The sequence below is a fragment of the Oceanobacillus limi genome (assembly GCF_900111445.1).
Lineage (GTDB): Bacteria > Bacillota > Bacilli > Bacillales > Amphibacillaceae > Ornithinibacillus > Ornithinibacillus limi.
Genome location: NZ_FOHE01000014.1, coordinates 25,795 through 51,032 on the forward strand (window position 1 = coordinate 25,795; position 25,238 = coordinate 51,032).

22 protein-coding genes and 1 riboswitch are annotated in these 25,238 nt (G+C 38.1%); of the genes, 7 read left to right on the top strand and 15 right to left on the bottom strand.

Annotated elements, in window-relative coordinates:
- Positions 1-37 precede the first annotated feature (37 nt).
- The gene (locus BMX40_RS14060; protein WP_090870994.1) at positions 38-658 is read left to right on the top strand and encodes an NUDIX hydrolase; all 621 of its coding nucleotides are present in this window, start codon (positions 38-40) and stop codon (positions 656-658) included.
- 319 nt (positions 659-977) lie between these two features.
- Here the strand turns inward: BMX40_RS14060 and BMX40_RS14065 are convergent, their stop codons facing one another.
- The 7 genes from BMX40_RS14065 to BMX40_RS14095 form a co-directional block, all read right to left on the bottom strand.
- Positions 978-1,577 carry a response regulator transcription factor gene (locus tag BMX40_RS14065; protein WP_090870996.1) on the bottom strand — a complete coding sequence of 200 codons (600 nt, stop codon included), beginning with the start codon at positions 1,575-1,577 and terminating at the stop codon, positions 978-980.
- Positions 1,578-1,579: 2 nt separating this feature from the next.
- Positions 1,580-2,707 carry a sensor histidine kinase gene (locus tag BMX40_RS14070; RefSeq protein ID WP_090870998.1) on the bottom strand — a complete coding sequence of 376 codons (1,128 nt, stop codon included), beginning with the start codon at positions 2,705-2,707 and terminating at the stop codon, positions 1,580-1,582.
- A 638-nt stretch (positions 2,708-3,345) separates the two neighbouring features.
- Entirely contained in the window at positions 3,346-4,389 is a 1,044-nt protein-coding gene (gene desA / locus BMX40_RS14075; protein ID WP_090871000.1) for a Delta(5) desaturase DesA, read from the bottom strand.
- A 116-nt stretch (positions 4,390-4,505) separates the two neighbouring features.
- Complete coding sequence (locus BMX40_RS14080) at positions 4,506-5,723, bottom strand: MFS transporter (protein WP_090871003.1); 1,218 nt, start codon at positions 5,721-5,723, stop codon at positions 4,506-4,508.
- 622 nt (positions 5,724-6,345) lie between these two features.
- Positions 6,346-8,283 (bottom strand): glucose-specific PTS transporter subunit IIBC, encoded by a 1,938-nt coding sequence (gene ptsG / locus BMX40_RS14085; RefSeq protein ID WP_090871005.1) that lies wholly within the window; start codon positions 8,281-8,283, stop codon positions 6,346-6,348.
- A 208-nt stretch (positions 8,284-8,491) separates the two neighbouring features.
- Positions 8,492-9,316: a glucose PTS transporter transcription antiterminator GlcT gene (glcT, locus tag BMX40_RS14090; protein WP_090871007.1), complete on the bottom strand. Its 825-nt coding sequence runs from the start codon at positions 9,314-9,316 to the stop codon at positions 8,492-8,494.
- 267 nt (positions 9,317-9,583) lie between these two features.
- The gene (locus BMX40_RS14095) at positions 9,584-11,509 is read right to left on the bottom strand and encodes an ATP-dependent DNA helicase (protein ID WP_090871009.1); all 1,926 of its coding nucleotides are present in this window, start codon (positions 11,507-11,509) and stop codon (positions 9,584-9,586) included.
- Positions 11,510-11,687: 178 nt separating this feature from the next.
- On the opposite strand from BMX40_RS14095, the gene BMX40_RS14100 reads away from it, so the two are divergent.
- The gene (locus tag BMX40_RS14100) at positions 11,688-13,127 is read left to right on the top strand and encodes a potassium/proton antiporter (protein ID WP_090871011.1); all 1,440 of its coding nucleotides are present in this window, start codon (positions 11,688-11,690) and stop codon (positions 13,125-13,127) included.
- 162 nt (positions 13,128-13,289) lie between these two features.
- Here the strand turns inward: BMX40_RS14100 and BMX40_RS14105 are convergent, their stop codons facing one another.
- From BMX40_RS14105 to BMX40_RS14120, 4 genes are all read right to left on the bottom strand, one after another.
- Positions 13,290-14,813, bottom strand: coding sequence for a succinyl-CoA:acetate CoA-transferase ScpC (locus BMX40_RS14105; protein ID WP_090871013.1), 1,524 nt, complete (start codon positions 14,811-14,813; stop codon positions 13,290-13,292).
- Positions 14,814-15,007: 194 nt separating this feature from the next.
- On the bottom strand, positions 15,008-15,652 hold the full coding sequence (locus tag BMX40_RS14110) for a LytTR family DNA-binding domain-containing protein (RefSeq protein ID WP_090871015.1): 645 nt from the start codon (positions 15,650-15,652) through the stop codon (positions 15,008-15,010).
- 70 nt (positions 15,653-15,722) lie between these two features.
- Positions 15,723-16,013: a DUF3219 family protein gene (locus BMX40_RS14115; RefSeq protein WP_090871017.1), complete on the bottom strand. Its 291-nt coding sequence runs from the start codon at positions 16,011-16,013 to the stop codon at positions 15,723-15,725.
- A gap of 24 nt (positions 16,014-16,037) precedes the next feature.
- Positions 16,038-16,517: a PaaI family thioesterase gene (locus tag BMX40_RS14120; protein WP_090871019.1), complete on the bottom strand. Its 480-nt coding sequence runs from the start codon at positions 16,515-16,517 to the stop codon at positions 16,038-16,040.
- 275 nt (positions 16,518-16,792) lie between these two features.
- Here BMX40_RS14120 and BMX40_RS14125 point away from each other — a divergent pair, with 275 nt between their 5' ends.
- Positions 16,793-17,464 carry an SIMPL domain-containing protein gene (locus BMX40_RS14125; RefSeq protein ID WP_244513566.1) on the top strand — a complete coding sequence of 224 codons (672 nt, stop codon included), beginning with the start codon at positions 16,793-16,795 and terminating at the stop codon, positions 17,462-17,464.
- Positions 17,465-17,503: 39 nt separating this feature from the next.
- On the opposite strand, the gene BMX40_RS14130 is transcribed toward BMX40_RS14125, so the two are convergent.
- A complete protein-coding gene (locus tag BMX40_RS14130; RefSeq protein WP_090871024.1) occupies positions 17,504-18,277 on the bottom strand; it encodes a hypothetical protein in 774 nt (257 codons plus the stop codon).
- Between the two features lie 219 nt (positions 18,278-18,496).
- On the opposite strand from BMX40_RS14130, the gene BMX40_RS14135 reads away from it, so the two are divergent.
- Positions 18,497-19,558: an NAD(P)/FAD-dependent oxidoreductase gene (locus tag BMX40_RS14135; protein WP_090871026.1), complete on the top strand. Its 1,062-nt coding sequence runs from the start codon at positions 18,497-18,499 to the stop codon at positions 19,556-19,558.
- Positions 19,559-19,669: 111 nt separating this feature from the next.
- On the opposite strand, the gene BMX40_RS14140 is transcribed toward BMX40_RS14135, so the two are convergent.
- Entirely contained in the window at positions 19,670-20,428 is a 759-nt protein-coding gene (locus BMX40_RS14140) for a coiled-coil domain-containing protein (RefSeq protein ID WP_090871028.1), read from the bottom strand.
- 270 nt (positions 20,429-20,698) lie between these two features.
- Between BMX40_RS14140 and BMX40_RS14145 the strand changes: the two genes are divergently transcribed.
- Genes BMX40_RS14145 through BMX40_RS14155 form a run of 3 tightly spaced genes read left to right on the top strand, consistent with a single transcriptional unit; the run spans position 20,699 to position 22,840 of the window.
- Positions 20,699-21,391, top strand: coding sequence for a DUF1538 domain-containing protein (locus BMX40_RS14145; RefSeq protein WP_090871030.1), 693 nt, complete (start codon positions 20,699-20,701; stop codon positions 21,389-21,391).
- Positions 21,388-22,158: a DUF1538 domain-containing protein gene (locus BMX40_RS14150; RefSeq protein WP_090871032.1), complete on the top strand. Its 771-nt coding sequence runs from the start codon at positions 21,388-21,390 to the stop codon at positions 22,156-22,158. The genes BMX40_RS14145 and BMX40_RS14150 overlap by 4 nt, the downstream gene beginning before the upstream one ends.
- Positions 22,112-22,840, top strand: coding sequence for a P-II family nitrogen regulator (locus BMX40_RS14155; protein ID WP_090871034.1), 729 nt, complete (start codon positions 22,112-22,114; stop codon positions 22,838-22,840). The genes BMX40_RS14150 and BMX40_RS14155 overlap by 47 nt, the downstream gene beginning before the upstream one ends.
- 25 nt (positions 22,841-22,865) lie before the next feature.
- Here BMX40_RS14155 and BMX40_RS20350 read toward each other — a convergent pair whose 3' ends face one another.
- Together BMX40_RS20350 and BMX40_RS14160 are read right to left on the bottom strand one after the other, a co-directional pair.
- On the bottom strand, positions 22,866-23,024 hold the full coding sequence (locus tag BMX40_RS20350; RefSeq protein ID WP_170840804.1) for a hypothetical protein: 159 nt from the start codon (positions 23,022-23,024) through the stop codon (positions 22,866-22,868).
- A gap of 156 nt (positions 23,025-23,180) precedes the next feature.
- Positions 23,181-23,282, bottom strand: a riboswitch (SAM riboswitch).
- An 86-nt stretch (positions 23,283-23,368) separates the two neighbouring features.
- Positions 23,369-25,057, bottom strand: coding sequence for an FAD-binding dehydrogenase (locus BMX40_RS14160; protein ID WP_090871036.1), 1,689 nt, complete (start codon positions 25,055-25,057; stop codon positions 23,369-23,371).
- Positions 25,058-25,238 lie beyond the last annotated feature (181 nt).

Sequence of the window (25,238 nt, forward strand, 5' to 3'; positions counted from 1 at the left end):
ATAATGGAAGAAAGTATTTGTTGTTGGAGGTGAGTAAATGGATATCGAAACCATCCTTTCCAGGTTAAAGAACAGAGAACCATCCATATTAGGTTATGAAGAACTAAAAAAGTCAGCTGTATTACTTCCTCTCGTAGAGGTAAATCGAGAGACTCATGTATTATTTGAAGTACGCTCCATGAAATTACGAAGCCAACCTGGAGATATATGTTTTCCAGGTGGAAGAATTGATAAAAAAGACATGTCACCAAAGCATTGTGCTGTCAGAGAAACGACAGAAGAGCTGGGGATAGACAAAGGAATGATTAAAGATATCCTGCCACTTGATTATATTGTCTCTGATTTTGGGAGAATCATTTATCCTTTTGTAGGAAGAATTACCAATCCTAATATGATCATACCTAATGAAGCCGAAGTAGGGGAAGTTTTCACTGTACCGCTTCACTACTTTATGCACACTCCACCAGAGTCATACAAAGTAAACTTCCAAGTTATTCCTGAGGAAAACTTCCCTTACGAATTAATTGTTGGGGGGAAAGACTATAACTGGCAAGTACGACATATTCATGAATTATTTTACAAATATGAGGATCGTGTCATATGGGGATTAACCGCCAAAATATTAACGCATTTCTTGGATCTGGTTAAAACAAAATAAAAGACCGACGATTGAAGCTGTAAGTTCCTGCTGAATAAGTAAGGATAGGGATCGAGAAGGTTGAGGTAGCTTCGTTTGGAGGGGCAATCTTTCTTCTAAGAAACATTTATTTGCGTCCCGTCGGAATGCTTCACGAAATCAGCTTGTAGACTTGGATGAATACTAATATGAATGTATCCTCTGAGTAACATAATCAAGCTGACAACATTTCAAAGAACTGGGTGACTTCGACGTTCAACACAAGGCGTGTTGGTATTTAGTCGAAGCTTCACCTTTCTTAAAGAATCAATTTATCTAATTATATTCACCTTTCTTTTTATCACTCTAGCCAGCCCTTCTCTTTAGACTTAGCAATTGCTTCAATCCGATTACTTACTCCTAACTTATCTAAAATCGTGGATACATAGTTGCGAACTGTACCATTTGATAAAAATAATTGTTTGGCAATTTCTTTTGTCGTTTTTCCTTCCGAGATCAACTTAATAACTTGCTCCTCCCTGTCTGTGAGAGGACTTTCTTGCTCATAAGCTAAATCAACTAGCTCTGGGGCATAAATTTTCCTACCATTCATAATAACACGTATTGAATCTGCCAATTCTTCACTCGGACCATCCTTTAATAAATACCCACTGACATTTGCTTTTCGTGCTCGTTCGAAATAACCCGATCGTGCAAACGTTGTAAGAATGATAACTTTACAAGGGTGGTCCCTTAATTCCTCCGCTGCATCTAACCCACTTTTAACTGGCATTTCAATATCCATAATACAAATATCTGGCTGATAGTGCTTCACCAGCTTTAAAGCTTCATCCCCGTTTTTCGCTTTCCCGACAACTTCGATATCTTGTTCTAAGTCAAGTAATGATCCCAACGCACCTAATAACATTCCTTGATCTTCTGCAATAACAATTTTAATCAATCTCACCCCTCCTTCGATTCTTGAATAATTGTTGGGACCTGAATCGTCAGCCTCGTTCCCTTTAAATTTGATGAATAATCTAGATTGCCATTTACAAATTCCAATCTTTCTTGCATTCCTTCAATCCCATGTCCTTTGTTTTCTTTATCTTTATCAATACCTATCCCATCATCTTCTACATGAATCAAGAGTTCTCCTTCTCGATTTTCAAATGATACCTGACATAAGGTAGCTTTACTATGCTTGACTACATTTGTAATTGCTTCTTTTAGGCACATGCTAAGTACATTCTCGACTAATAAAGGAATATTGGATAGATCCAATTCCCCTATTACTTTGAATTCCATCTGAGCTGCTTCCACTACCTGCTGGACTCGCAATACCTCATCCTGTAGTTTTGCATCTTTCATATTGGAGACTAGTTCTCGAACTTCTTTAAGAGCGGTTCTTGCCGTTTGATTGATATCATTTAGTTCTTGCAACGTTCTCATTCTATCAATATCTACGAGTTTCTTCGCTAAATCACTTTTCAAACCAATCAACGATAATTTTTGCCCTAATGTGTCATGTAAATCTCTTGCAATACGTTGCCGCTCCTCTACGACCATTAATTGAGAAATTCTCTTATTCGCATCTGCTAACTGACCTTCTAGCTCTTCTTGTCTATTCCGGCTAAACAAACTAATGGGCAAAAGGATAACACCAATAATGGTTAGTACAATAAATGGGAGCTGAGAAAAGAATGATTGGCTTTGAATAAAAAAACCAACCGTTACAGCAGCTATTGATGTTGTTAAATGAATGATATATAGCGTGATAAAACCTGCTTTATTTTGAATATTTCCTATGAAAAAGGCTAAAAAAAGCGCAAAATAAACGTACCCAAAATACAATGTCATACCGATGCTGATTGCCATCTCCATTCCTACCGAAACATAAACCGTCCACCCTTTTTTGATGAAGGATAGTCTATATGTCGTAAAGAATAAGACAATCATAATAATACCGATGATAATTTCAACAGCAACAGATGATCGAATGATAAAGTAAAATGGAAGCAGGCAAAAAATGATCCATGCATATAAGCTAAGTCCTGTATTTTTCGGGAAAATATGATACCAATTCCGCATTCGCCAACCTCCCTTAACCGCTGCAAGTCTTGTATATATTCAGTATAACAAAGAATACATAGATAAAACCCTCCAACTGCACCAGTGAAGGGTAATTCCTGTTTTCAAAAAGAATATTTCTTTTCAAGAAAGAATTTTAATGAACCGTTGATGTATGATGCGTCATAACTTAAAAATTGGTATTCCAAATAATAAGCTGATATCGGCAAAATTAAACCGTCAATGAGAAAATGCAAGATCCATCTATCCATCATAGGGGCAAAATAGCGGAACCACGATCCTCATCAATGACGAGGTGGATCCTCATTCCGCTAAATCGCCGATATCATTCTTTTGGAGCATGGTTTTGGATCCTCATTCCTTTATTCACCTATATTTAGTAAAATTTACACTGATTTATGACTAATAGAGGAACGAGGATCCTCATTCACCTGGTTTGGGCTGTGTTTTTGTCATTTAGCGGAACCTCGATCCTCATCAATGACGAAGTGGATCCTCATTCCTTTATATATAAGCTCAGGCAATCGGCGGAAAGCGAAATGTATTTCCGTAACATTATATGCACCCAACAATCATCTTTGAGTTACGTTGCATTTTACCCATAACACGCAATAAACAAAGGGAAATATTTATTTTTATTAATAACTTGGGTGGTTTGGTTTCATTTGTACATTACTTTTTCTACTACGTAAAATAGCTTTTACTTCTTTAAAGCTTATAAATGACTTACTTGCTTCGTCATAGAGACGAAACCGAATTGATTTCAAACTCGAAAGCAGAGTTATTGTTGTTGCTTTTTGAAGTGGTGGAGTAGAATCATGGGCTTTTTCTAGGTGATAATTAGGTACCCTTGGGCTTAAATGATGGACATGGTGGTATCCAATGCTTCCGGTTATCCATTCTAACACCTTCGGAAGTTTGTAATAGGAACTCCCATCCACAGCAGCTTTTACATAATCCCATTCCGCTTCGTTTTCAAAATAAGAGTCTTCAAATTGATGTTGGACATAAAACAACCATATTCCAAGAAACCCTGCAATAAATAGAATAGGGGCCTGTACAACAACAAACGCTTGCCAACCTATTACCCAAATTAAAATGGCATATATACCTAAAATAGATAAGTTAATTACATACGTATTAAAACGTTCTTTGCGCTTTGCACCTTTTCGATTAAAACGATTTGATATCAAGAATAAATAAATTGGCCCGAGTCCAAACATGACAAATGGGTTTCGGTAGAGACGATATACTAACCTCTCCCAAAATGACGCCTCGACATACTCTTCGACAGTCATCACCCATACATCTCCAGTTCCACGCTTATCCAAATTGCCACTTGTAGCATGGTGGATTGCATGAGCACGTTTCCATTTTTCAAATGCAAAATGCGTAATGATACCAGTTATTGTGCCCAGAATCCGATTTGCCTTTTTATTTTTGAAAAAGGACATGTGTGTACAATCATGAAAGATGATAAAAATACGAACAACAAAGCCTGCTGCTACAACCGAAAGTATTAGAGACAGCCAAATAGAAATCGATAGACTTTGGTAGGACAGAAACCAAAGAAGGAAAAATGGTGGTATCGTATTTATTAACTGAAAAATACTTGCCCTTGTATCGGAATTTTCAAACCTTGAAACACTTTTACGAAGTTGTGCTTGTTTTTTTCTACTCATACGTTCCTCCTAATAAAGAGAGTTTTCTCACTGATTACTCTTATTTTAGGAAAAAACAGCACTAAAAATAAGTCATATTTGTCAGGAATTATATATGACAAATGTCATATTTGCTATTAAGAGACCGTCTTTTGAGTTTTTACCGGATGGTCCATAAACTTAAAATAAGGTAGCAGTATACCAATGAAAGATACCAAGCAAATGATTGTACCAATAAGAATATATAATGGGCGAATTCCCCACCATTCACTGAATAGACCACCAACCAAAATCCCAAGTGGCATCATTCCACGTATAATTAACAGCCGAACCGAAAACACCTTACCCATTAAATGATTAGGTACAGTTTGCTGGCATAGTGTCGTATTATGTACATTAAAAAAGGCAATAACGACACCCGCAATAGTTTCTGTGATAATTGCAAAATCAATCGAGTGGGTAATCCCTAAATTTATGTACGTTAACCCTCCGATTACTAATGCCCCCAGCATCATTAATCGTCTGCTAGAAACCAATATTTTTCCAACAAGCAACGTCCCCACAACATATCCTAATGGAAACCCAGCCATAAAATATCCATACATTGCATAATTTTCACCCAGTATGTCTGTAACGTACGGTAAATTAATCACCATGGTGACACCCACACCGAACTGAACAAAGGCGAGAAAAAATCCTAACCAAACTATTGTACGTTGTTTAAAAAAGTAACGGATTCCTTCGTTAAACTCATCCACCCAACGCTTCCTGATTGTGCTCTTTTCCCTTCTTTCGTTCACAAATAATACGAGAAACCCACTTGTTACTAGTAGAAAACAAATTAGAAATAAGGTTGTTGATATCCCGATATACTCGATTACGATCCCAGCCGTTACAGGTGCCATAAATGTCATCAACCGAACCGTTCCATCGACATATGCATTAGCCTGTATTAATTGCTTCTGCGGTACAATTGTAGGGAGTATGGCTTGATTTGCAGGAACATAAATCGGGGTAATCAATCCGATTAAGAGCTGGACTACATAAATATGCCAAGGTACTAAAACATCTCCTAAATGAGCCAGTAAAGGAAGTACAAATATTAGCCCCCTACTCCATAACGCTATAATCATTACCCATTTTCTACTCCACTTATCAATGTAAGGACCTATCACAAGTTGGAGGACTAGTGAGGGTAAAAAGTATAGTAACCACATACTCCCTAGAGCCATTGTTGAACCAGTTAACTCATAAACTAATAAGGAATTACAAAAAGTACCGAAAGCTCCACCGAGTTCCGAAGTAGCATTCCCAATCCAAATAAAAGTAAACGACCTATTTTTAAAAACTCGCACAAGAACACCTGTTTCTATCGTTTTATATTATAGTAACATAATAGAGCTAAGAATAAATTATATTTTTCGAAACTTTTAAAGTTTACAACCACAGCTTCTCCTCAATAGACTTTGACAAGGGCGTTTCAAACATAAGTTATCAATGGTTGAAGATCCATTCACAGTTGATGAAAAATGCGACGTGGATCCTCATTCCGCTAAATGGCCGAAGTAGTTCGTCTGGAGCTTCTTTTTGGATCCTCATTCCTTTATTTACCCTTTTCTAGTACATAATTCACTGATTTATCTCTAATAGTGGAATGAGAATCCTCATACCCCTTGTTTGATTAGTTTTTTGTCACTTAACGGAACCTCGATCCTCATCAATAACGACGTGGATCCTCATTCCGCTAAATGGCCGATATCATTCACCTGGGACATGGTTTTTAGTTCCTCATTCTGTTTGTCTAGTCCTCACAGTTTTTCCTCCGTCTTCTAACTTTCTAAAGAAACAAAGTAATTAATGCGAAATAGTTACATCTTTGGCATGAAAAAACTCCAAAAAAAATCCGATCGAATTCGAATTCTAATAAAAGAATTTCAAATCGATCGGATTCCCTTTAGTCTAAAGCCATTCTACCTGCTATTGCTTTACAATGGAAACAATATTTTGTTCACTTTGTGTAATTTCCCCTTCTTTAAGAAGCTTGATTTCTTCGCCCTCCTGAAGGTTTGTAAACACAATTGGAGTGATAATTGATGGTACATTTTCTTTAATATAATCTAGGTTAACTTGTAATAATTTTTGTCCAGCTTTAATTTCTGCGCCTTCTTCAACGAAGGATTCAAAGCCTTCACCATTAAGTTTAACCGTATCAATACCGAAGTGAATTAATATTTCACGTCCTGAATCAGATTGAATACCAATTGCATGTTTTGTTGGGAAAACATTTACTACCTTTCCGTCCACTGGTGAAACTACGGTATCATCCATTGGTTCGATCGCAAAGCCATCTCCCATCATTTTGCCTGAGAATACTTGATCAGGAACTTCCGTAATTGGTAATAGCTTACCTTTTATAGGGCTTGCTAAGTTAAATTCAGCATTCTCATCAACGGTTACTTCAGCTTGTTTCGGTTCTTCTTTTCGTGCGCGAGGTGTTTTTCCACTAATGATATCTTGAATTTGTCCTTTAATGGAGTCAGATTGTGGTCCGAAAATAGCTTGAATATTATTTCCGACTTCCATTACCCCTGACGCACCGAGTTTTTTCAGTCTATTCTTATCTACATTATCTTTGTCATTGACAGATACACGTAGACGCGTAATACATGCATCTAGATGAGAAATATTCTCTTTTCCGCCTAGACTTTCTAATACTTCATATGGTAGATCTCCAACTTCTCCTGCCTCTTCTTCTCCTTCAACTTCTTCTTCGCGACCAGGAGTTGCTAGGTTAAATTTGCGAATTGCAAATCGGAATCCAAAATAGTAAAGGAAAGCGAATCCAATACCAACCGGAATAATTAACCAAGCATTTGTTGATAGTCCCCAGTAAAGTACATAGTCGATGAAACCACCTGAGAAGGTGAAACCTGCTTTAACATTTAGTAAATCCATAATGACAAAAGAGAAGCCTGCAAAAATACTATGGATTAAGAATAATACAGGTGCAACAAATAGAAATGCAAACTCAATTGGTTCTGTAATACCTGTTAAAAAGGATGTTAATGCTGCAGAACCCATGATTCCCGCAACTTTTGCTTTGTTTTCCGGCTTCGCTTCGTGATAAATAGCAAGTGCTGCAGCCGGTAAACCAAATAGCATAAACGGGAACAAACCAGCCATAAACGTACCTGCTTCTGGATCTCCTGCAAAGTAGCGTGTCATATCTCCTCGTACAACATCACCTGCTTCGTTAACAAAAGAACCAAATTCATACCAGAATGGTTGGTAGAAAATATGGTGCAATCCAAATGGAATTAACATACGTTGTCCAAAACCAAAAATGAATGCTGCAATGGTTGAACCTGTTTCTGTAGCTAATACAGAGAACCAGTCAATAACATTTTGAATTGGTGGCCATACGAAAAAGAAAATAACTCCAAGTAAAACCGCAGTTGCTGCTGTAATTATTGGTACAAAACGCTTCCCAGCGAAGAACCCTAAGAATTGCGGCAACTGAATATTATAAAAGCGCCTATACAATATCGATGCAATAATACCCATAATAATTCCACCGAACACACCCATTTGTAGGGTTGTGATCCCTAGCATCTCAATTGTTTCAACACCTCTAGCTTCAGCCATGATCCCCATAGTTACATTCATAATTAAGAAACCAATAACTGCTGCTAAACCAGCTACACCATCGCCGTCTGAAAGACCAATTGCAACACCAATTGCAAATAGCAATGGCAAATTATCAAAAACAATTCCTCCCGCTTGAGCCATGATTGGAATATCCAAAACATTTTCATGTCCAATCCCAAGTAAAAGCCCAGCAGCAGGTAATACGGATACTGGTAACATTAATGCTCTACCAACCCGTTGTAATAGACCAAAAGCCTTTTTAAACATGTTGTTTCCTCCTTGATTTTATATTCTGTTAAGGTATATGGTTATTTATTCCCGACAGCCAGTAAATTACTTAAAAAGCAAAAAAGACATGAGCAAAAAAAGATCTGATAGTTAAAATAGGATAGAAGAATCCCATCTACTAACATAATCTTTCTTCACTCATGCCTGAATTTAATCAGTTACACGTAAAGATAGTGTATATAAAGTTTTAACCTATTAAACGTTGTAAATGAATGGTTAAGTAAACTACCTCTGATTCATCTACTGGTTTCTGTAAGGTTTTCTGCATTACCTTAACGATTTTCCAAGCTAGATTATAGCATAGTGGATATTCCTTTTTCAACACATTTGCTAAGATAGTTTGATCTTTTGTGTAATTGCCGCTTGTTGCACGATCAATCGCATGGCGTATATGTTGTATAAGCCGATAATAATTGATCGTTTTACGATCAATTTTAATTTCCAATCCTTCTTCCACCATTTTAATAAGGTGGAATACCAGTTCAGAGTATTGATTAATCTCACTCACTTTTCTATCCGTTACCGAGCTGTGAATGTGTAAAGCAATCAATCCGATTTCTCCTTTTGGCAGCTCTACTCCACTATATTCCTTTATCATTTCTATAATATCCTTCGCAATTGAATATTCCTGTTGATATAAAGCTTCTGTTTCCACTAAGAAAGGATTTTTTATAAAAATCCCTTCCTTCGCTCGCTTGATAGCAAATGCAATATGGTCAGTAAGCCCAATGTGAATATGTTCATTAACGATTTTCCCCATTTTATTCTCAATATGACTCAGCACATCATGCATAAATGGTATAAAGTCTTCTTCGATATAAGGCAATAATTGTTTATATTTATCCTGCTCAGCTTGATCTTCTAGCCGGAACACCTTCTCTGCTGCTTCTGGGTCTACCTTCTGCCCTTCTTTTTTATTAAAACCAATTCCCTTACCAATTAATATTACTTCTTTATTCGTAGTGTCTATTGTGATAACTACATTGTTATTTAAAGCTTTTTTGATCCGCATCTATGTCACCTTTTCCAATACTTGCCTACATGTAAACGATTCATTTTTCAAGTATAACAACTAAATAATAAGATGTCGAAAAAGAGAGAAAAGCGCAAGCGCCCTTGACAGAGACGTACGGACTGGGACTGCGGTTACTCGTCCCACCGAAAACCTTTTGCGCCTGGTGATGCCAGGTTGCTCCATGTTGCCACGGAAAGTGGCTATTTTATAATTTCCCATGCAGAAAAAAGGCAACTAGATACGATACTAGTTACCTTTTCAGGACTATTGCCAAGTCACCTCAACGGGAAGGATAGGTGAAATTTTCTCAAGAAAGTTTTCCCTTTCCTCTTCGGTCATCCATAAATGAATAACCCCCTCGTCCTCACTTGTTCGAATAAGACGACCGATTCCTTGTCTTAATCGCAATAACATATATGGTAGTTCCACTTGCTCCAATGGATGTTGAACATGCTTTCGCTTTGCCTGGAAAACAGGATCTATTGGAGGGAAAGGCAATGACGAAATAATTACCTGGCTTAATGACTTACCAGGAACATCTAGCCCTTCCCACAAATGGTAGGAACAAAGCACCGTACTTTCATCCAATTGAAAAGATTTTACCGTTTCACTAATTTCTTGATCGCCCTCGTATACTATCGTAAACGGAAAATCTTCCTCCTTGGCCCAAGCTCGAAAGTCATTCATTTCCTCAGCGGTTGAAAACAAAATTAACGATCGCCCGTTATTGGAAACCAATTGATCCCTCATCTTTTCCCACTTATTCCCGTCATCCAAATGACCGTAGATTCTCATTTTATCCTCATAATTAAACGGAGAGGAAACCGTAAAGGAATCATACCTTTGAATCCCTAAACTGGTAGCCAAATAAGAAAAATCATCATCTTGTGCTAGTGTAGCAGATGAAAACACAAATGGTATATCCTTGGAAAACACTTCCGTTTTCAATACGTCCTCTACTAAACGTGGCATCATTACTAATGATGTCGTCGATTCGTTTTCTTCGATCCAAAAAATCCCTTCATCACTTTTTAAGAATATAGAGAGTCCATGGAAAAAGAACTCTAAGTACTCCTCTATTATTTTGATATGGTATTCATCAATCGTAAACATTTCCGAATCAAATACGAGTTGATCAAGTAATTGTTCGACCTTTTCATACAATCCCTCAGCCATCTCTACCATTTCATCGGTTATTTGCAGCTCTTTTCGTTCCGAACCCGCAACCGGGATAGATGATGCAATTAGGAAGTCGAACCAATCATCATGTTTCGCTAAAATATCTTCCATCAATACGAGGGACTCCTCTCGCACATCTTGCCCCATATAGCCAGTAAGTACTTTTTCTAATGTTTCCACATTGAAACGGTATGTTAACCCTTTTTGGGCAGCAAACTCCAATAAATGTCCTTCATCAAAAATCACCGTGCTTGCTTCTGGAAGCAACGGAATTTGACCTTCTCGTTTTCGAGAATCCTTTGTCCACACATGTTCCATATAAAAATCATGCGAGCAAATAATTAAGTCTTGTGCATGTCGATAATATTCCCGATTCAGTGTTTGTCCACTACGATGTCTCCAATCACATGTTGAGCATTGCTGCAAAGGGTCCCAAGCTATTTTCTCCCATGTTTCATCGGATACCCACGGATACTCCTTCCTGTCCCCATAGCGCTCAAACGACTTTTTGGAGGCGCTATTGTCGAATACGTAATCAGGCACTTGGTCATGTACACGGATCACGTCTTCATCATTTGTTTTATCAACGAGTGTATCGAGCTTGCGGACACAAACATAATTTTCTCTTGCCTTTGCTAGCCGAACATCAATAGTTAACCCTAATGCTTGTTCTAACTTTTCGATATCTCCACCTTTTTTTACAAGCTGCTCGATTAAGGTTTCATCAGCGCAGGAAACAATCGCGGGACGCCCTTTGTAACGTGCATAACAAATTGCATAAAGAAGATAGACAAACGTTTTACCTGTTCCGACTCCCGCTTCTGCAAAAATGGTTCGTTTATGTTTAAATGCCTGTTCTAGCTGAAAAGCCATAAAAATTTGTTCATCCCGCAATTCATAGCCTTTTCCAGGCAATATGTCATAAAAAACGTCGCCAACGTAGTCACCTAGTCGGTCGAAAAAATTTTCTGTTTTGGATACCGTAAAAGGTAATGCATTTGTTTTAGTCATGGAAAACCCCTTCTTCAATCTAACGTCAGCTCTATATTATACGTTAATTGTTTCACACCTGTCACATGATTAAACTAATTATGAAAAGATAAACGTAGCATTCTAATTTATTTTTTCATGAATTATCGCTAAAATAAAGGTAAGAATTATTTTTGCACTCTCAGAGAGGTTGTTCTGTTTGGATATATCAATCGGTTCATTACTATTTTTATTTGCTGTCATGTTATTAACTGGTGTTTTAGCAACGAAATTTTCCACAAGACTTGGGCTACCTGCATTGGTTTTGTTCCTTATTGGGGGTATGATCCTTAATAATTATTTGTATTTTGATAATGTTGAACTTACACAATTAATTGGGATTATGGCACTAATCATCATCCTATTTGATGGTGGTACCCAAACAAAATGGGAAAATATACGTCCTGTAATTGGTACGGCTAGTGTACTAGCAACACTTGGGGTATTACTTACTAGCGCAATTGCTGGTTTAGCAGCCATGTACATTCTCGACTTCTCCTTGCTTGAGGGACTACTCTTTGGAGCAATCGTTGGTTCTACGGATGCTGCCGCTGTTTTTTCGGTTCTAGGTAATAAGAATTTCAATCAGCGTCTTACTGCTACACTGGAAGCTGAATCTGGTTCGAACGACCCAATGGCTGTTTTCCTTACTGTAGCTTTAATTGAATTAATTCAACTACCAGACAGTTCGATTTGGATTGCAATCGGAAGCTTTTTTATTCAAATGGGGCTAGGACTTATACTAGGTCTCTTACTAGGAAAAATTACTGTATTTATTATTAACCATATTAAGCTTGATACCTCAGGTTTGTATCCGGTTTTAGCCATGGGTGCTGCGGTCTTCACCTATGCAGTCACCGATTATTTAGGTGGAAGTGGATTACTCGCTGTATATGTAATGGCTGTATTTGTTGGCAATAATGATCTAACCTATCGATTTACCATTATTCGCTTTAACGAAGGTTTCGCATGGATGATGCAAATTGTTATGTTTACCTTGTTAGGTTTCTTAGTATTCCCGACCGAATTACTTGATGTTGTTTGGGAAGGTATCTTGTTAGCAATTATCTTAATGTTTGTTGCAAGACCAATTGCGATTTTCATTAGTATGGTAATCATGAAATTTAATGTAAAGGAAAAATTATTTATTTCTTGGGCTGGCTTAAAAGGTGCTGTACCGATCGTACTTGCTACGTATCCAGTTCTAGCTGGTTTAGAAAATAGTAATTTAATGTTTAATGCTGTATTTTTCGTTGTGCTTTTTTCAGCTTTAGTACAGGGCACTTCGTTATCCTGGTTGGCAACAAAGCTAGGGCTTACGATTAATGAAGAAGATGCTGCCATTCCTAGTCTTGAGCTTATCCACTTAGGCACTACGGAATCTGAAATTATGAAGCTAACCTTAACGAAGAAAAATGCTGCCGTCGGTATTGCACTTACCGATTTAGAATTACCAGACGATACGCTAATTATAGGGATCACTAGAGGGAAAAAGTTAATTACCCCAACCGGGAATTCCGTGATCAAACATGGAGATACTTTATTTGTATTGAGTGACAAAGAACACCGTGAAGAAGCTAAGAAAGTCTTACTTGGATAATAGCAGGTGCCAGGCACTTGTCGAATAATTCGACAAGTGCCTGGCACCTATGTTTTAACGTTATATATAAATCCCTTTGTTGAACAAGCCAACTTTTGCAGAGCTTTCAACAATCCTGCCCAACTTCGATTCCATAATTGTACCCCCATACAATTATAGAAGTTACTTCAATTGATTTGCATTCTCCACTTCGCGCATGGTACCTTCCTTCATAAATCGATCATGCCAAGAGAATGCCTTTTCCAGCACATGCGGAGTCTGCCCACCCCGTTCAAGTGCCTCTTGGTAATATTCCCAAAGCTGCGCACGATAGGTTGGATGTGCACAATTCTCAATAATTAGTGGAACACGTTCCCTTGGTGCTAAACCACGAAGATCCGCATAACCCTGTTCGGTCACAACAACATCCACATCGTGCTCGGTATGATCGATGTGAGAAGCAAATGGAACAATACTAGAAATATCCCCATTTTTAGCAATTGACTTTGTAACAAAGATCGCTAATCGAGCATTTCGTGCAAAGTCACCAGATCCTCCAATTCCATTCATCATTTTTGTACCAGTAACATGAGTCGAATTCACGTTTCCGTAAATATCAAACTCCAAAGCCGTGTTAATGGAAATAAGACCAAGACGACGAATGATCTCTGGATGATTCGAAATTTCTTGAGGTCGCATCAACAATTTATGTCGGTAGTTTTCGAAATTAGAAAACACTTGCTTCATTTTTGGTTCGGATAATGTAATCGAACAGCACGAAGCAAAGCTGACTTTTCCAGCATCGATTAAATCGAATACTGCATCTTGCAATACCTCTGAATACACTTCCAAATCTTTAAACTCCGAATCTACCATTCCATGAAGGACCGCATTTGCTACCGAACCAATACCTGATTGTAATGGTGCTAGTTTCTCTGTTAGTCTTCCTGCTTCTATTTCCTTACGCAGAAATTCTAATAAATGGTCCGCCATAACTTTCGTTTCTTCATCTGGTGGTACAATGGTTGATGGAGAATCGGTTTGATTGGTGAACACAATCCCTTTTATCTTTTGCGAATCAATTGGTATTCCCTTTACACCAATACGATCATCCGCTTTGGTTAAGGGAATCGGATCACGCTGCCCCTGTTTTCCAGGACTATATAAATCATGTAACCCTTCTAGCAATTCTGGTTGCGCCGTATTAATTTCCACAATAATAGAAGTTGCATTCTCAGCGAAAGCCAATGAATTTCCAATGGAGGTAGATGGGATAATCATTCCATCCTCCGTAATAGAAATCGCTTCCAAAATTGCATAATCAACTGTTTCGATCACTTTTGCCCTTAGAAGTTCAGATGTATGTGATAAATGATGATCGACAAATAAATGATCCCCAGCATTTATTTTCTTTCTCATTGTCGGATCTGCTTGGAAAGGTAATCGTTTGTTGATAATTCCAACCTCAGCAAACATTTTATCCACATCAGATCCTAGGGAAGCACCAGTAAACACATTTACTTTGAATTCTTCTCCTTTATTTGCGCGTTCTACCAACGCTGTTGGCACCGCTTTCACATCACCTGCACGAGTAAATCCACTTAACCCCAAAGTCATACCATCCTGGATCCATGATGCCGCTTCTTCTGCAGTAACAACTCGATCCTGTAATCGAGGGTCTTGAATGCGATCATAACTTTTCTCCATGCCCCATCCCTCTTTTCATACAGTTTAGAATTATTTTAACGTATGTAATGATGAGATAGGAGAAAGAGGAGTATTTAAGAAAATTTTCGTTTGAGCAACGATATATAACGGATAAAACAGCATAAAGTGCATAAGGCGTGCTAGCGCCGATAAAGCGACAGGACGTTGCCTGCCAGTTATATACAGGATAAATGTTAAAAACCAAGTAATTTTCGGAAATAACTGGAATAAGATTGACTTACTGGAATTCTTGTTTCATCATTCATTTCTAAAATAAATGTTGAATGTGTATCTGGATGTATTTCCATTATTTGATGGACATTTACGATAAAAGAACGATGACAACGAACAAACATATCTGGTGGTAAAAGATATTCAAATTCTTGTAGCGAATTTTTATGTGTACCAGCAAATCCGTTCGATACGACATGTGTCTTTCGATCCTTCACTTCAATATAATGCACTTCTTGAAAAGGGATAGGTTTCCAACCATCCTGCGTTTTTAACGTTACAACCGATTTCCCCTCTGTAAACGCTGGATATATTGCTGTAACACATCCCTCTAGCTTTCCATCATTATGAAACGGAACTGCCATACCATGATATGGCACCCCAAATATATTGCGATCAATAAACTCCGAAACTTTTTGCTCGGAATCTATGGCCTTATAGGCGATTGTTCCCTTTTTTACTGTATCACCTGACCTAATCTTTAAGTCTACACGCTTGCTGGGCCGATAATAAACATACTCCTTCGTATTTGATACAGCTATTGAAATCTCATCTGAAAATAACTCCCCAATAACATCTAACAATGCCGACATCGTTAATTGATTCATCTAATCCCCCTTTGTTCAGCAAGGGTGCCAGGTACTTGTCGAATATCCGACAAGTGCCTGGCACCTTTTCTTACATTTCTTGTAGTTCTAAATGGAAGGTTCCTTTGCTGTTTTCTTCGTATAGATTGGTAATTGATGTAGCGTAATTACTAATTTTCGCTTGAAAGCTGAGATTAGAATCTGGAACTTTTACATCAAAGTTATTTTTATATAATAGGGTTGTCACATCATGATAGTCTTCATGTGATACGATAAAATCAATTGTTAGCTTATTTACCTTTCGCCCATCCTTCTCTACGAATTGATGCATTATTTGTTCCGCTTCTATTTTAAAATCATTGATAAATAGGTTTTGCTTCATATTAGTCTACCACACCTTTTCTAACTATTTCGTAAATGTTTCCGGCATCACAGCTGCAATAACTTCTCCTTTTACACAGCAAACTCCTTTTGCGTATACTTCTGTAATTACTTTCCATTTCTTTGGATGAATTTCTTCAACCGTACCAACTGCTGTTAACGGAGTCCCTTGTGGTGTAGGACGAATATAATCCACATGCAAGGAGGCTGTTACAAATCGAGGTGGTTCCACTCCATCACCAGGTTCATGTCCATTTTTACGATGCAAGGCCAACGCTGCCGACCCCGTACCATGGCAATCAACCAGTGATCCAATTAGTCCACCATATACAAACCCCGGAATCGCCATATGTTCCTTTCTTGGTTGGTAAACTGTCATTGTTTTCTCTCCATCCCAACCCGTTCGAAGCTTTAGCCCTGCTTCATTCAACTTTCCACATCCATAACACCATGAATAGTCGTCGGAATAATCATCTTGAATCGCATGAACAATCTTCTCAGCCATCCTAATTCCTCCTCTTTTTGTCCAGTATAACACCAATGACTACAACCATCACAGTATGTGACACGAGATCCCTTCTTGTATAACATCATTTTCAACCACTTCCATACTAGTCAAAGCGCATCTATTTCACCTAATTACAGTCGACCATTACCTCCTTCTCTGAAAATAATTCAATCGATCGTATAACAGTAAATATTATTATTGGGGATTCTCGTACTCCATAAGAATGATTCCATCTATCGCTGAATAAAGTAGAAAATGAAAGCGAGGTGATAATGATGTATTATTCTCATCCTTACATACGTTCCAACTCAAACACGCAGCAAACCAATCATTCTATAAATGTGGTTGGGGAAGGAATGATCTCTGTTGAACCTGACCGAGCGATTGCTCTATTAGGTGTTGTTACGGAGGATAAAAATTTGAGTCAAGCACAAAGGAAGAATGCGGAAAATGCAACAAACGTCATCAACGCACTTCTTCAACAAAATGTTCCACGTACAAACATTCAGACGTTTGATTATCGGATAAATTTGAATTATGACTATAAAGAAGGGGAGCAGTTATTCCGCGGCTACCAAGTAACAAATCTATTACAAGTAATTATTGAACCTGTTGACAGAATGGGGACGATCGTAGACATAGCTGTTGAAAATGGGGCAAATACCGTTCGAAATGTCCAAATAACGGTTGCCAATAAAGAACAATTCTATGAAGAGGCATTAAAAAAAGCTGTAGAAAAGGCTCAGGTAAAAGCTAGTATTATCGCACAGGAGATAGGGGTAAGCATTCGTGCCGTACCGTTTAAGTTAAATGAAGTACCAACACGAGAGGATGGCAGACCACGTCCAATGGTGTTAGGGGTATCAACCGAAAACACAACAACCCCAATTGAAGCTGGTCAAATGCAAATCACAGCACAAGTCGAAGCCGAATTTAGATATTAAAGAAGGAACAATAGGAAGGGCCAGTCTCCCGGCCCTTCCTTACCCATGATTATGATGATGTCCCCAAAAGAAGTCCTCTTTATTTTCTTCAAAAGGGAAAATTTTCAATTCCTTCGCTTTATCTACATGCTCAGCAAATATTTCATCTAATAATTCATTTGCATCTTTACCTTCCGTTTCAATTCCTAGTTGAACAGCCGAATTATATATCTTAGCTTCATGGATTTCTTGTACAATTTCATGGGTATCCTTCCCATCTGTATCTACACCATATACTTTTGCTTCTTGTTCAAGCTGTGCTTGCATTACTGCTTTACGTAGTTCATCTTGGTCTTTCCCTTCCGTATCTACACCCAGCTCTTCCGCCTTTTGCTTTAACTTCGCATCATAAACTTCTTCAGCTAATTCTTTCGGCTCTTTCCCCTCTGTCTCAATCCCTAACTCTTCTGCCTTTTCTTTTACCTTAGCATGATGTACTTCCTTACCTAACTCCTTTAAATCTTTTCCTTCTGAATCAATTCCATATTGCTCTGCCGCTTCCTTCAACTTTACTTCTTTAACTTCTTTTGCAAGCTCCTTTAGGTCTTTCCCTTCAGGGTCTATACCAAGCTCTTCAGCTTGCATCTTCAACCAGCCTTCATGTTTTTTTAGGTGGCCATGTTTGTCTTTTTGATCTTCTTTTTGTTCCTCATCTTTTTTAAAAAAATCGAACAAACCAGCTTCCTGATCTTCATTTGCAAGAGCCTGTGAACCCTGCCATGTCATTCCGAAAATCAATGTAAAAGCCAACGTTAGCATGAAGCGTTTTGTCATTTCTATTCCTCCTATTTTCCATATGTATATTTTCATTTGGTAGTATTTCCAAAAAGTGAATAATAATGAAATATTTTTACCATGAAGCAAAATAATTTATGAACTATGTCTAGTCTTCCTGCTATTTCTTTGGTAATCTGTATAAAGGGGAAGTTAGTAAGCGTTTACGGTATGCCCGGTTACTGACACTATTTTTTCAACAGGGATGGGGGTTATTTCATGAGAAATATCGTTATTTTAGGTGGTGGCTACGGGGGATTAAAGGTTGCTACTGGATTATTAAATCAAACTTTGCCAGAAGATGTACAAATTACTATAGTAGATCGAAACCCATATCATTCTTTAAAAACGGAATTTTATGCCATTACAGCCGGGACAGTCGCGGATAAAGAAGTCCGTATGGAATTCCCTACTGATGATCGGATAAAATATGTATTTGCAGAAATCAATTCGATACTTATTGAAGAACGCAAAATACTGTTCACTGATACTAGTGAAGTAGTAACGTACGATTACTTAATTATTGCACTGGGATGTGAAGACAATTATCACGGGATAGAAGGCGCAATGAAATACACAGAAAGTGTTCAAAGCCTTGCAAGCGCTAGAAAAGCCAGTGTCGCCGTTGGTAATTTAAAGGCCTATGGTAAAGTTACCGTTGTTGGAGCAGGTTTGAGTGGAATTGAAGTTGCTTCAGAAATCCGCGAAAGTAGATCTGATTTAAATATTCGTTTACTCGATCGAGGAGCATCGGTTTTACGAGCATTCGACCCTCGTATTCAAGCCCATGTTGAAGATTGGTTTACAAAAAATGATGTAGAAGTCCTTCACCATGCAAATGTAGATTACGTGGAAAAAGATGGCGTATGTAATAATGGGGTATGCTATGTGAATGATGTTACCATTTGGACTGCGGGTGTAAGGCCGAACTATCTTGTAAGGGAACTACCATTTGAAAAAGATAATCAAGAAAAAATTGTTTTAAACGATTTTTATCAAGTGCCAACTCACGAAAATATTTATGTTATTGGCGACTGCGCATCCTCAGAACACTCTCCTAGCGCTCAGCTTGCAGGCGGGCAAGGTGAACAGGTTGCTACCATTCTTTCCTCAGTAATTAGTGGAAATGAGCCTAAGATGCCTAAACCACTTAAATTAAAAGGAACACTCGGTTCCTTAGGAAAGAATGACGGATTTGGAAATATGATGAAACAACCATTTACTGGATTATTGCCACGATTAGCGAAATCCGGTGTACTATGGATGCATAAACGCCATTAAATGAATTGAATTCACTTATAATTGCAAATAAGAAATTAGCTTGTGGTCCAAAAAAACCACAAGCTTTTTTAGTTAAGGGGGGGTTAGATTCACTTTGATTAAACCTGTACCCTAATCCGAATTCTCTTGTTTACCTTCCCTATTTTTACCTGTCATCAATAACGTCAGCGGTTTCTCCGACCCTGTAATTAGCTTATACATGAGGGATGACGTAAGTTTATAACTGTTCTCTATTTTTTCCGCAATAAAGGTTGTTCGTTCAAACAAACTCGAGCGAATATGATCAATCTGACGGAACGTTTTTTCCAGCAACGCTTCTTGATTTTCATAACGATTTAAAAGTTGATCCTGTTTTTCGTTATTCTGAGATAATTGCTCCGTTAATTTCTCTTGTAGTTCAAAAACTTCTTGCAATTGATTGGCTAGGTCTTTATAAGCTATTTGATAGTTATCAAGATGACTATGAATCTCTTGGTTAGATTGGCGAACGTGATCAATTTGATCCAACATTTCAGCCTTCGTAGCATCATTTTCTTCCATATAGCCTTGAAGCTTTTGATTATTAGACTCTAACATAACTAACCACTCCCGCACGTTATGTTCAAATTCTTCATGCTTAGCACTGCTCCGTTGTAATTCGTATAGTTTCATTTGGACATCTTTCCATTTAGCAGCTTCTTGATATTCAAACTTACGATGCCTTTCTTTTATAACATCCAAGCTTTTGGTCAGTGATTGATTTAGTTTTTGTTGCTCTTTTATTAATTCCGAAAAATAATCGGTTTGAAAATAACTTTGGTTCGGTTCTTCTATTTCATCATTCTTCTGAAAAACACTAGGATGGTCGCTTTTATTAATAAAAATACCCATAGGTGACATCCCCTTAATGTACTTTTATATATAGCTTATGAAGTTCACGATGGTACGGGACAGTAAACCAGTTTAAATTGGGAATTTGGGCCATAGAACTATCCATTTAGAAGCGTAACTAACTGCGTTTATATTTCCGAATATTTTAAAAGAATGTTATAATTACGATATACACAAGCGAACAGCTACACTTCATCACACCCCTACACGCTCATTTTTTCTGAATTATCATTTATTTTTCCTTTTGAAACATCTGAAAGGTGGTCATTCATGGACAGTATTAAAGAAACGATAATAGAGGTCGTTTATTCGATTTTACCGTTAACGGTTGTTATAACGATTTTACAATTCACGCTAATTTGGCTACCTACTGAGGTTTTCATCCAATTCCTCATTGGTGTAGTTCTTGTTGGCCTCGGACTTGTACTATTTTTATTAGGTGTTAATATCGGGTTGCAGCCAGTCGGAGAAATGATTGGGTCCGCTTTATCTAAAACGAAAAAATTGTGGATGATTGTTCTTTTTGGGGTTGTTTTAGGTATCGTAGTAACTATCGCTGAACCGGATGTCCGTGTTCTATCTTCGCAAATCGATAATGTTTCTGGAGGCGCTATCCCGAAAAGCGTCTTAATCTTATCTGTTGCATTAGGAGTCGGCATCTTCGTTGGACTCGCCATGCTACGCATTATATTTAATATAAGTATTGTTTACATTTTAATAACTGGATATGGTTTTATTTTCCTCTTAGCAGTCTTTACGCCTTCTACCTATGTTCCAATTTCCTTTGATTCTGGTGGAGTAACAACAGGTCCATTGACAGTACCGTTTATTCTAGCTTTGGGTGTTGGTGTCGCCTCTGTTTTGAGGGGTAAAACTGCTTCGAAAGATGGCTTTGGTTTAATTGCTTTAGCATCAATTGGTCCAGTCTTATCTGTACTCCTGTTGGGAGTGATTTACGGATGAACCTACACATTTTCGAAGGTTTTTCAGACGTACTTATCGAAGTTTTACTTGCACTAGCACCCCTTGCAGCTTTGTTTTTAATCTTTCAATTTTTCCTATTAAAAGTTAAATTACGCAAGCTCCTTGATATTGGAATTGGATTTTTATTTACATTTTTAGGACTTTCCCTATTCCTCCAAGGTGTACATGTAGGGTTTATGCCAATTGGTGAATTGATGGGAGAAAAACTTGGAAGTTTAGACTATACATGGATTCTAATCCCAATCGGGTTTGTACTCGGGTTTGTTGCTATATATGCCGAGCCTGCCGTTAGTGTCTTAATCCGCCAAGTAGAGAAAGTTTCCGGTGGATATATTCCACAAAAGGTTTTATTGTATACACTATCTATTGGTGTAGGATTATCAATTTCCCTTTCTATGGTTCGTATAATTTTTGGCTTTTCCCTATGGTTTTTTATTGTACCAGGCTATATAATAGCACTAGTTATGGTGAAATACTCCTCCAAAACCTTTACATCCATTGCATTTGATTCTGGAGGGGTTGCTACAGGACCAATGACAGCTACCTTTATTTTAGCCATGTTTGTAGGAATTGCTTCCGTTACAGAGGGACGTGATCCTCTTCTTGATGGATTCGGAATGGTAGCACTGGTTGCATTGGCTCCAATACTATCTGTGCTAACACTCGGAATTTTATATGGCAGAAAGGAGAAGGGTCAAGATGACAGAGAAGCTACGAGGTCAAAAGTTAATCGTTACAATCGTTAAAAAAGATAAAGCCAAAAAAGTAATATTGGCTTCGAAAAATGCTGGTGCTCGTGGCGGGACCACATTACTTGGTCGGGGTGTTCGTCTCAATGAAAAGTTACGGGTATTTGGAATACCTGTTGAACGAGAAAGGGCGATTATCTTAACCCTTGTTTCCGTTGATATTTTTCCTGATGTCATGCAAGCAATTACAAATGCAGCGCATTTAAACCAGCCAAGACAAGGTATTGGATTTGTTATAGATGCGAAGAAGGTAACAGGAATTTGTCATTTATTAGGAATGGAGATCGATGAAAACGACAAGGAGGTTGAGCCAACAATGAACGAACAAAGTGTTCTGTATGATCTAATTGTTACCATAGTTAACCGAGGAGACTCAGAGCAAGTTGTCGAGGCCTCCAGAAAAGCTGGTGCTGAAGGTGGAACAATTCTAAATGGCCGAGGTACTGGTGTCCATGAAAAAGCGAAATTGTTCAACATTCTGATTGAACCGGAAAAAGAAGTAGTATTAACGTTAATTAGTAGAGATAAAACAAAAAATGTTTTGGATGCGATAGAAGTAGATGCAGAGTTGAATCAACCAGGAAAAGGAATATCCTTTGTTTTGCAAGTTGAACAAACGGTTGGTATAAATCACATCTTGAATCAAATGGTTAACGAAAAATGGGATGAAAGTAAATAGGAGAGGGTATGTCCTCTCCTATATTTTAAAGGTCCTTCCTGCTTACATATTCATTTGGCTCATCTCCACCATGGACTGCATTGTTTTTAAATTGGCTTTTTCGGCCATTGCGATGCTCGCCATGATTTTTGTTTTCTTTAAACATGTTATTTTTTTCTTTTCCTTTATTATCGTTCGTTGCCATTCTAATGCCCCCTTCCATTCTTCGTGATTCTCCTTAGTTTTCGATTCCTATGTAAACTTATTCATTTATTATTTCTACAAAATATTTTCAACGTATTATCTGCCTAAATCAACATTATAAAACCCCCTATTGCAGTAAATACAAAGGGGGTTCCATCTCTTATCATTCAAGGTACGACACTTGTTGGTAGAAGCACCTTACAAACGCAGGTTGCTGTGAATTCATCGAGCCAAATCTCTCCATCACTCTAGATAATCATCATGCTTATTATATAGCACCAATTTATCTTATTGTAAAACTCGGAAAAATGTGCAGCAATTTGAATATTTAATGACAGATTTATCTCACGTCTTTATTTTTTCCCCATTGAAAACTTCGGATCCAACCTCTTTTGCTACGGCTCTTCCGGCAACACGCCCAGAAAATAAGCATCCACCTAAAAAGGTACCTTCCAATGCTCGATATCCGTGCACACCACCTCCACCAAAACCAGCAACTTCTCCAGCAGCATAAAGGCCTGGAATTGGTTTTCCGACTGAATCTAAGACGCGAGCTGATAAGTCCGTTTGTAGTCCTCCCAATGTTTTTCGACTAAGAATATTCAATTTCACTGCAATTAATGGGCCGTTTTTGGGGTCTAGAATTTTATGTGGAGCGGCAACGCGGATTAACTTATCTCCCTTATATTTACGTGCTCCACGAAGCGCAGTGATCTGTAAATCCTTTGTAAACGTATTATCCATTTCTCGATCCCTTGCTTGAATTTGTCGTTGGATAACTTCTTTATCTAATAAATGATTCCCCACTAATTGATTCATTCCATGAACAAGGTCCTCTAAGTTGTCTTCCACAATAAAGTCCTCCCCTTTGTTCATAAAGGCTTTTACAGGACCAGGTGGACCCGGTAATATTCGTGTTAGTAGTTTTTTAATACTTTTACCAGTTAAATCTGGATTTTGCTCAGAACCCGATAAAGCAAATTCCTTTTCAATCATCTTTTCCGTTAAAATAAACCAAGAATAATCATAACCTGTTCGCTGAATAGCTTCTAACGTTCCTAATGTATCAAAGCCTGGAAAATTCGGCGTAGGAAACCGATTCCCTTCTGCATCGAACCAGATGGACGAAGGTCCCGGTAATATACGAATACCATGCTTGTTCCAAATCGGGTTCCAATTTTTTATCCCTTCCGTATAGTGCCACATGCGATCACGATTAACAATCCTTCCACCTGTTTTCTCTGTAATGGAGAGCATTCGACCATCAACATGTGCAGGCACTCCTGCAATCATTTGTTCAGGGGCTTCACCAAGACGTGCGGGCCAATTTTTTCGTATTAATTCAAAATTAGCTCCAATTCCACCACTGGATACAATAACTGCATCAGCTTTATATTCAAAGTCCCATAGTACTTGACGAGAGCTTTCTTCACCTCGTTTTACATCATCAGGAACTAACACCGATCCACCGGCACCTGTTACAGTTCCACTTTCATCAATTAGATAGTCCACTCTATGTCGAGGTCGATAGTCGACTAAGCCTGTTTTTATATGCTCCCGAACACGTCTTTCAAATGGTTCTACGATTCCTGGACCAGTCCCCCAAACAATATGAAATCTTGGAACGGAATTTCCATGCCCTTCAGCTAGATAACCTCCGCGTTCTGCCCAGCCGACTACCGGGAAAAACTTCACTCCCATACTCCGCAACCAGGAGCGCTTTTCCTCAGCTGCAAAGTCGACATAGGCCTCTGCCCATTTCCTTCCCCAGTAGTCTTCATCTTCCAACCTGTCAAACCCTGCTGTTCCAAGCCAATCCTGCCAGGCTAGTTCCTTGGAATCCTTGATTCCCATCCGACGTTGCTCAGGAGAGTCGACAAGAAACAATCCTCCGAACGACCACCACGCTTGTCCACCAAATGACGCTTCTGGTTCTTGGTCTACTAACAACACTTTCTTCCCCTTATCAGCAATTTCCGCTGTAGCAACTAATCCTGCCAAACCAGCTCCAATTACAATAACATCATATTTCATCGATACACTCCTTTACGGATTATATTCTTAAAATTTTCTGAAATATCATTAATTTAAGTATATAGTTCTCATAGAATATCGTCAATTTCCTATGTAAGTAGTCTTGGAAAAATCAAAATTCAAAGAACATGTAGTATGAAACATGCTAGAATGGATATAGCATGAAACATCTTTTTGAATG